This is a genomic window from Halobacterium sp. CBA1126, from assembly GCF_009741975.1.
Lineage (GTDB): Archaea > Halobacteriota > Halobacteria > Halobacteriales > Halobacteriaceae > Halobacterium.
This window is the reverse complement of the sequence record NZ_WPCF01000116.1, coordinates 1-7,373: the sequence shown is the minus strand read 5'-3', so window position 1 is coordinate 7,373 and position 7,373 is coordinate 1. Positions and strand designations below refer to the sequence as shown.

Below are 7,373 nucleotides of genomic sequence, written 5' to 3'. Positions count from 1 at the left end.
TCGCCGTCGACGAGGACGTCGACGCCCTCGGCGAGTCGCTCGTGCTGCCCGACCGGTTCGCGGAGGACCGCGCCCTCGCGGAGGGCCAGCTCCCGCCGCTGTCGGTCCCGTTTATGGATGACTGAGGGCCCGCACGCCGACCGGCCGGTCGTCACCGCGGGCGCCCCCGCGTCGGTCGCGGAGGCCGTCGTCGTCCTGCTCCACGGCCGGGGCGCGACTGCGCAGGGCGTCGTGAACCTCGCCGAGCCCCTCTACCGCCACGGCGTGACGTTCGTCGCGCCCGACGCCGCGCGCAGTCGGTGGTTCCCGCACTCGGTGTTCGGACCCGTCGAGCGCAACGAGCCGCACGTCTCCTCGGCGCTCGCGGCCGTCGACCGCGTGCTCGCCGACGTGCGCGAGTGGGGCGTCCCGACCGAGGACGTCGTGCTGTTCGGGTTCTCGCAGGCGCCTGCCTCGCCGCCGAGTACGCCGCGCGCAACCCCGCGCGGTACGGTGGCGTCGCCGCGCTCAGCGGCGGCCTGCTCGGCGACGAACCCGGGGCGTACGAGGGGTCGCTGGACGGTGCGCCCGTTTTCCTCGGCGTCGGCGACGGCGACCCGAACGTCCCCGTCGAGCGCGTCCGCGAGACCGCGGCCGCGTTCCGCGCCCTCGACGCCGACGTCACCGAGCGCGTCTACGAGGGCGTCGGCCACGAGGTCACGGACGACGAGTTCGCAGTCGTCGGCTCGTGGCTCGACGAAATCGTGGACGACGGCGCCTGAGATGGCGGTCTGGCGCGTCGTCACAGCCGACTGACGCGTCGGCGACGCGCGTGTAACCGGGTGGCGTCCCCATCGCCAAACGGTCAAGTAGGTTCCGGCACGAACCAAGTAACGTTGTGAAAGCTACTATCCAGACGTCAGCTATCGCGGCTGCACAGTCCGACGACCGCGCGTCCGACGCGGGGGTGTCCGCCTGATGGCGGTCGCCGACCTGCTCCTGCTGGTGGGGCGCGTGCTGTTCGGCGGCGTGCTCGCGTTCATGGGCCTCAACCACTTCATGCAGACCGAGTCGATGACCGGCTACGCCGAACACAAGGGCCTGCCGGCGCCGAAGCTCTCGGTGCTCGCCTCCGGCGCCGTCCTCGTCCTCGGCGGCATCTCGGTCGCCGTCGGCGTCCTCCCCGTGATCGGCGCCGTCGCGCTCGCCGGCTTCCTCGCGGTCTCGGCGCTCACGATGCACAACTTCTGGGCGGTCCCCGAGGACCAGCAGCAGGACGAGATGACCGGCTTCCTGAAGAACGCCGCGCTCACGGGCGCCGCGCTCGCCGTCGCCGCGTCCGCCGCGACCGGCTGGGCGTACAGCGTCGGCGTCACGCTGTTCTGAGTCGGCCCCAGTTTCCGCGGAATTCACCGCGTGACGGACGGTAATTTTGTTCTTTGCGTGACCGAATCACTCGCACACTCCGATAGGGAGATATTTTTAGAAATTCGTCCATAAATACGAGGAAATTCTTTACGAACCTGTTGGATTATCCTTATACACTCACTATACTCCTGTCACGACCCTCATTCGCTTAGGCGATTATACGTTAACCTTTAGTGTAGAAGCGTGGTGTCCAGCGATGTGACGGATTTAATGCCCGAACGTGGAGCAATCTCGGTGATTAGTGGTCAGATTCTGCAAGAAGAGCGCAGTTCCGTGAACGAAGCCTCGGCCCCGGCCGGCGCGGAGGTGGAAACCGATGGTTGAGGGCGCACTCGTCGCGCAGGCGGACCCCGGGACCATCGTCAACGGCGTCAACACCGTCTGGACGCTCGTGGTCTGCTTCCTCATCTTCTTCATGCAGCCCGGCTTCGCGCTGCTGGAGGCGGGGCAGGTACGCGCGAAGAACGTCGCCAACGTCCTCATGAAGAACCTCATGGACTGGGGGATGGGCGTGCTCGTGTTCTTCGTGGCGGGGCTCGGCGTCTACGGCCTCGCCGGCGCACTCACGACGCCCGGCGCCGAGGTCAGCGTCGCCGCCGCGTTCTCGTACATCAACGACCCGAGCGCGTGGATCGGCTCGTACCTGTTCAGCGCCGTGTTCGCGATGACCGCGGCGACCATCGTCAGCGGGGCGGTCGCCGAGCGCATCAAGTTCAAGGCGTACATCTTCTACTCGATCGGCCTCACGGCGGTCATCTACCCGGTCATCGCCGGGTTCGCGTGGGGCGGCAACGGCCTGCTGTCCAGCGCCGGCTACCTCGGCGAAGCATCGGCGCCGGCTTCCTCGACTTCGCGGGCGCGACCGTCGTCCACATGCTCGGCGGCGTCGCCGGCCTCGTCGGCGCGTACATGGTCGGCCCGCGCCGCGGTCGCTACGACTCGGAAGGCAACAGCCAGCCGATTCCCGGTCACTCCATCACGCTGGCCGTGCTCGGGACGTTCATCCTCGCGTTCGGCTGGTACGGCTTCAACGTCGGTACGCAGGCCGCGGTGCTCAGCGCCACGGACGGCGTGCTCTCGTTCAACGGTGACGCGCTCGGCCGCGTCGCACTCAACACCACCCTCGGCATGGGCGGTGGCGCAGTCGCCGCCGCGCTCGTGACCGGCTGGTCGGACGGCAAGCCCGACCCGCTGTTCACCGCGAGCGGGCTGCTCGCCGGCCTCGTCGCGGTCACGGGCGCCGTCCCCCACGTCACGTGGTACGGCGCGCTCATCCTCGGCATCATCGGCGGCGCACAGGCACCCATCGTCTACCGGTGGGTCACGGACAAGCTCAAAATCGACGACGTCGCGGCCGTCTTCCCCGTCCACGGGAGCGCGGGCGCGATCGGTACGCTGCTGATTCCGGTGTTCGCGGTCGACGGCTTCTCCGCGACGCAGCTCGCGATGCAGGCGGTCGGCATCGGCGTCATCGTCGTCTGGACCGTCGTCACGACGATGGTCGTGTTCAAGATTGCGGACGTCGTCGTCGGGCTCCGCCCGGACGAGGACGAGGAGGACATCGGCCTCGACCGCAGCGAGCACGGGTACACGGCGTACCCCGAGTTCGTCGACACCGCCGGCGACGGCGGCGTCACGGTCACCAGCGGGGACAGTGGAGCTATGGCAACTGACGGCAGTGGGGTGAACGAAGATGACTGAAAGCGACATCGAACTCGTCATGGCGGTCATTCGGCCGGACAAGCTCTCGGAGGCGAAACAGGCGCTGGCGGAAGTCGGTGCGCCCAGTCTGACGGTGACGGACGTCAGCGGGCGCGGCAGCCAGCCCGCGATGACCGAGCAGTGGCGCGGGGAGGAGTACACCGTCGACCTCCACCAGAAGGTGAAAATCGAGATCGTCGTCGCGGACATCGACGGCGAGGAGGTCGCGGAGGCGCTCAGCGACGCCGCCCACACGGGCGAACCCGGCGACGGCAAGATATTCGTCATCCCGGTCTCGGAGGCCTACCAGATTCGGACCGGCGAGACGGGCGTCGACGCGGTCTGAGGTCGCGGCGCTCTCGGCTGTTTTTCGCGCGTCGTCCGCCGACGGCTCGGCGTCTGCGGCAAATACTGCCGCCCCGAACGAGCGTTATTTATCGCTCCGTGTCCGAGCGTACCACGAGAGAGTTCCACATGGAAGCGAATCCAGCAGTAGAACGCGGCCTCCGGGCCGCGCGCCGCAGTCCCGGAGCGGCCGTCGTCTGGGCGGTCGCGGCCGTCCTCTTCTTGGACCTGCTCGCGAAGCTCGCGGGCGTCTCCCTCGGCCCCTTCAGCACCCCGTGGTTCGCGCTCTGGTTCGGCGGCGACGTCCCGCTCAGCCAGTTCGCGGGCTTCGCGTGGGACGGCGTCGTCATCGGCGCCGTCATCGGGCTCGCGAGCATCGGGCTGTCGCTGACGTACAGCATCCTCAACTTCGCGAACTTCGCGCACGGCGACTACCTCACCGCGGGCGCGTTCTCCGGGTGGGCGGCCACGTACGTCATCGCCGGTATCGGCGGCCTGCTCGCGCTCGCCGAGACCTTCGTCAACGCCCTCACCGGCCTCGGGCAGTCCCGCGCCGGCGACGTCGACCTCGTCTCGCTGGTCCTCCTGCGGACGCCGCCGCTGGACGCCGGCGCGAACATCTGGCTGTCGCCGCTGGCCATCGTCGTCGGCCTCGCGGTCGCCGTCGCGGTGACCGCCGGCGTCGCGCTCGCCCTCGACCGCGTCGTCTACCGGCCGATGCGGGACGCCGACGGCATCTCCCTCCTCATCGCGTCCATCGGCGTGGCGTTCACGCTCCGGTACCTCGTCGCGTTCGTCTTCGGGAACAGCCGCCGCATCGTCACCTCCACCGAACAGCTGCCGTCGCTGGACGTCGCGGGCGCGGTGACGAGCGCGGTTCCGTTCCTCGCTCCCGCCCGTAGCTCCGTCGTCGTCGACCTCCACGAGGTCACGCTCGTCGTCGTCGCGGCCCTCCTCATGTTCGGCCTCCACGTCCTCCTCCAGCGCACGAAACTCGGGAAGGCGATGCGCGCGATGGCGGACAACCGCGCGCTCGCGCAGGTCACCGGCATCCCGACCGAGCGCGTCATCCGGTCGACGTGGCTCATCGGCGCCGGCATGACCGGCGCGGCCGGCTACCTGCTCGTGCTCTCGCAGGGCGGGCTCGGCTTCCAGACCGGCTGGCTGCTCCTCCTCCTCATCTTCGCCGCGGTCATCATGGGCGGCATCGGCTCCATCTACGGCGCCATCGCGGGCGGGCTCGTCATCGGGCTCGCGAGCCGCGTCTCGCTCGTCTGGCTGCAGGGCGACCTCTCGTCGTTCGCGCGGCCGACCGCGTTCGCGCTCATGATCCTCATCCTCCTGTTCCGGCCGTCGGGCATCTTCGGCGGGGTGAAGACCGCATGAGCGAGTCCACCGCGCGGGACGCCCTCGACCCGCTGCGGGCGCTGTTCGCCCACGACGCCGCGAAGGTCACCGCGATGTTCCTCGCCATCTGGGCGCTGTTCTACGCGTTCGGCACGGTGCTCGGCTACGGGAACAACGGCCTGCTCGCGCTCGTGCGCCGGGTGACCTTCCTCGCGGCGGTGTACGGCATCGTCGTGCTCGCGCTGAACATCCAGTGGGGGTACGCGGGTCTGTTCAACATCGGCGTCGCGGGGTTCATGGCGGTCGGGGCGTACACCGTCTCGATGCTGTCCGGTTCGCCGACCGGCGTGCCGCCCGGCCTCGGCCTCCCGCTGCCCATCGGCATCCTCGGCGGCATGCTCGCGGCGACCGTCGTCGGTCTCGTCGCGGCGCTGCCCGCGCTCCGGCTGAAGGCCGACTACCTCGCCATCGTCACGGTCGCGCTCTCCGAAATCATCCGTATCACGTACAACACGCCCGCGTTCGCGAACATCACGGGCGGCGCGAGCGGCTTCGACAACCTCCCGACGAGCCCCGCCAACGCGTTGCTGTTGAGCGACCCGTCGAGCACCATCTCCGAGCCAACCGCGGTCGGCGAGGCGGTGTTCTCGCTGTTCGCGCAGTTCGGCATCCAGCGGTTCACCGCCATCAACACCGTCTACACGGTCGGCGTTCTGGTGGTGCTGCTGGTCGTCTACCTCGTGCTGGAGCGCGCGGGGAAGTCCCCGTTCGGCCGCGTGCTGAAGGCCGTCCGCGAGGACGAGACCGCCGCGCAGTCGCTCGGCAAGGACACCCAGAACTTCAAGGTGCGGGCGTTCGCGCTCGGCTGCGGGCTGATGGGGCTGGCGGGCATCCTCTGGTTCGCGATGGGGCCGCGGGCCTCCGTCACGCCGGTCACCTTCCGCCCGAACATCACGTTCTACATCTTCATCGCGCTCATCATCGGCGGCGCCGGGTCGAACACGGGGAGCGTGCTCGGCGGCGCGCTGTTCGCCAGCCTGCTGTTCGAGGCGCCGCCGGTCGTCCGGAACATCGTCACGGACGCCTTCGACGTCTCCGCGGACCCCTCGAACCTCATCGAGGCGCTCGTCCCGGTCGCCGGCGGCGACCTCGTGCCGCTGGCGGGGTTCCTGTTGAACAACATCGACACGCTCCGGTTCATCGGGATGGGGGTGTTGCTCGTCGTGCTCGTCCAGCGCCGGCCGGACGGCCTGCTCGGTGCGCGCAAGGAGACCGCCGCCGGCGTCTCGCTGGCCGCGAACACGCGCCCCGACCGGAGCGACGCCGCCGGGAACGGAGGTGGCGACGGTGAGTGACGCCGGCGACGACATCGCCGACGCGGCGGTCCCGGAGGGCGTCGACCTCCCCGAAGGACTCGAGCCCGAGTCCGCGGACTCCGACGTCGAGGAGGGCGCGAAGGAAGTCCCCCGCGGCCTCCCGCTGCGCGTGAAGGGCCTGCGCAAGGAGTTCGGCGGCATCACCGCCGTCGACGGCGCCTCCTTCGACGTCGAGGAGGGGTCGCTGACGGGGCTCATCGGGCCGAACGGCGCCGGGAAGTCGACGACGTTCAACTGCATCACGGGCGTCCACGAGCCGACCGCCGGCGACGTCTTCTTCCGCGGCGAGGAGATCACGGGGCTGGCGCCCCACGAGATCACCCGGCGCGGGCTGGTGCGGACGTTCCAGATCGCCCGCCAGCTCGACGAGATGACCGTCCTCGAGAACGTGATGCTCGCGCCCGGCGGCCAGCGGGGCGAGTCCATCGCGCGCTCGGTGGTGCCGGGCCTGCGCGGCGGCGTCGTCGAACAGGAGCGCGAGCTCCGCGAGGAGGCGTGGGAGACACTGGAGTTCTTCGAGCTCGACCACCTCGCGACCGAGTACGCGGGCAACCTCTCGGGCGGCCAGCGCAAGCTCCTCGAGCTGGCGCGCGCGCTGATGACCGACCCCGAGGTGCTGCTGCTCGACGAGCCGTTCGCGGGCGTCAACCCGACGCTGGAGGAGAAGCTCCTCGACCGCATCCACGACCTCCGCGAGCAGGGGCTGACGTTCCTGCTCGTCGAACACGACATGGACCTCATCATGGAGAACTGCGAACACGTCATCGTCATGCACCAGGGGCGCGTCCTCGACGAGGGGCCGCCCGAACAGATTCAGGACAACGAGGAAGTCGTCGAGGCCTACCTCGGGGGTGAGGTATGAGCCGGCAGGCTCCCGGGACGCCGCGCTCCCCGACGGCGAGGACGGCATCCTCGCGGTCCGGGACCTCGACGCGGGCTACGGCGACCTGCAGGTGCTGACGGGCGTCGACCTCGACGTCCGCGACGGCGAGTACGTCACCATGTCGGGCCGAACGGCGCGGGCAAGTCCACCGTGATGAAGTCCGTCTTCGGGCTGACGACGTACATGGGCGGCGCCATCACGTTCCAGGAGACGCCCATCCACGAGCTCCCGCCGGAGGAGATCATCCACGAGGGCATCGGCTACGTCCCCCAGAACGAGAACGTGTTCGCGGGGCTGTCCGTCCGTGAGAACCT

General features: G+C 69.5%; 5 protein-coding genes and 3 pseudogenes. All 8 read left to right on the top strand.

The window, feature by feature from the left end; all coding sequences use genetic code 11:
- Positions 1-117 precede the first annotated feature (117 nt).
- A pseudogene (locus GJ634_RS13070) lies at positions 118-761 on the top strand (alpha/beta hydrolase).
- Between the two features lie 196 nt (positions 762-957).
- A complete protein-coding gene (locus tag GJ634_RS13065; protein ID WP_157503303.1) occupies positions 958-1,365 on the top strand; it encodes a DoxX family protein in 408 nt (135 codons plus the stop codon).
- Positions 1,366-1,723: 358 nt separating this feature from the next.
- Positions 1,724-3,108: pseudogene (locus tag GJ634_RS17005) on the top strand (ammonium transporter).
- Positions 3,101-3,454, top strand: a complete 354-nt coding sequence (locus tag GJ634_RS13055; RefSeq protein WP_157503301.1) for a P-II family nitrogen regulator — start codon at positions 3,101-3,103, stop codon at positions 3,452-3,454. The pseudogene GJ634_RS17005 and the gene GJ634_RS13055 overlap by 8 nt, the downstream one beginning before the upstream one ends.
- A 128-nt stretch (positions 3,455-3,582) precedes the next feature.
- Complete coding sequence (locus tag GJ634_RS13050) at positions 3,583-4,839, top strand: branched-chain amino acid ABC transporter permease (protein WP_157503299.1); 1,257 nt, start codon at positions 3,583-3,585, stop codon at positions 4,837-4,839.
- Complete coding sequence (locus GJ634_RS13045) at positions 4,836-6,155, top strand: branched-chain amino acid ABC transporter permease (protein ID WP_157503297.1); 1,320 nt, start codon at positions 4,836-4,838, stop codon at positions 6,153-6,155. The genes GJ634_RS13050 and GJ634_RS13045 overlap by 4 nt, the downstream gene beginning before the upstream one ends.
- A complete protein-coding gene (locus GJ634_RS13040; protein WP_331714175.1) occupies positions 6,148-7,038 on the top strand; it encodes an ABC transporter ATP-binding protein in 891 nt (296 codons plus the stop codon). The genes GJ634_RS13045 and GJ634_RS13040 overlap by 8 nt, the downstream gene beginning before the upstream one ends.
- Positions 7,028-7,373 (top strand): annotated as a pseudogene (locus GJ634_RS13035) (ATP-binding cassette domain-containing protein); the annotation flags it as partial. The gene GJ634_RS13040 and the pseudogene GJ634_RS13035, both read left to right, overlap by 11 nt.

Coding starts and splice junctions, on each gene's coding strand:
- GJ634_RS13065 (WP_157503303.1), top strand. CDS start 958: ATGGCGGTCGCCGACCTGCTCCTGCTGGTGGGGCGCGTGCTGTTCGGC.
- GJ634_RS13055 (WP_157503301.1), top strand. CDS start 3,101: ATGACTGAAAGCGACATCGAACTCGTCATGGCGGTCATTCGGCCGGAC.
- GJ634_RS13050 (WP_157503299.1), top strand. CDS start 3,583: ATGGAAGCGAATCCAGCAGTAGAACGCGGCCTCCGGGCCGCGCGCCGC.
- GJ634_RS13045 (WP_157503297.1), top strand. CDS start 4,836: ATGAGCGAGTCCACCGCGCGGGACGCCCTCGACCCGCTGCGGGCGCTG.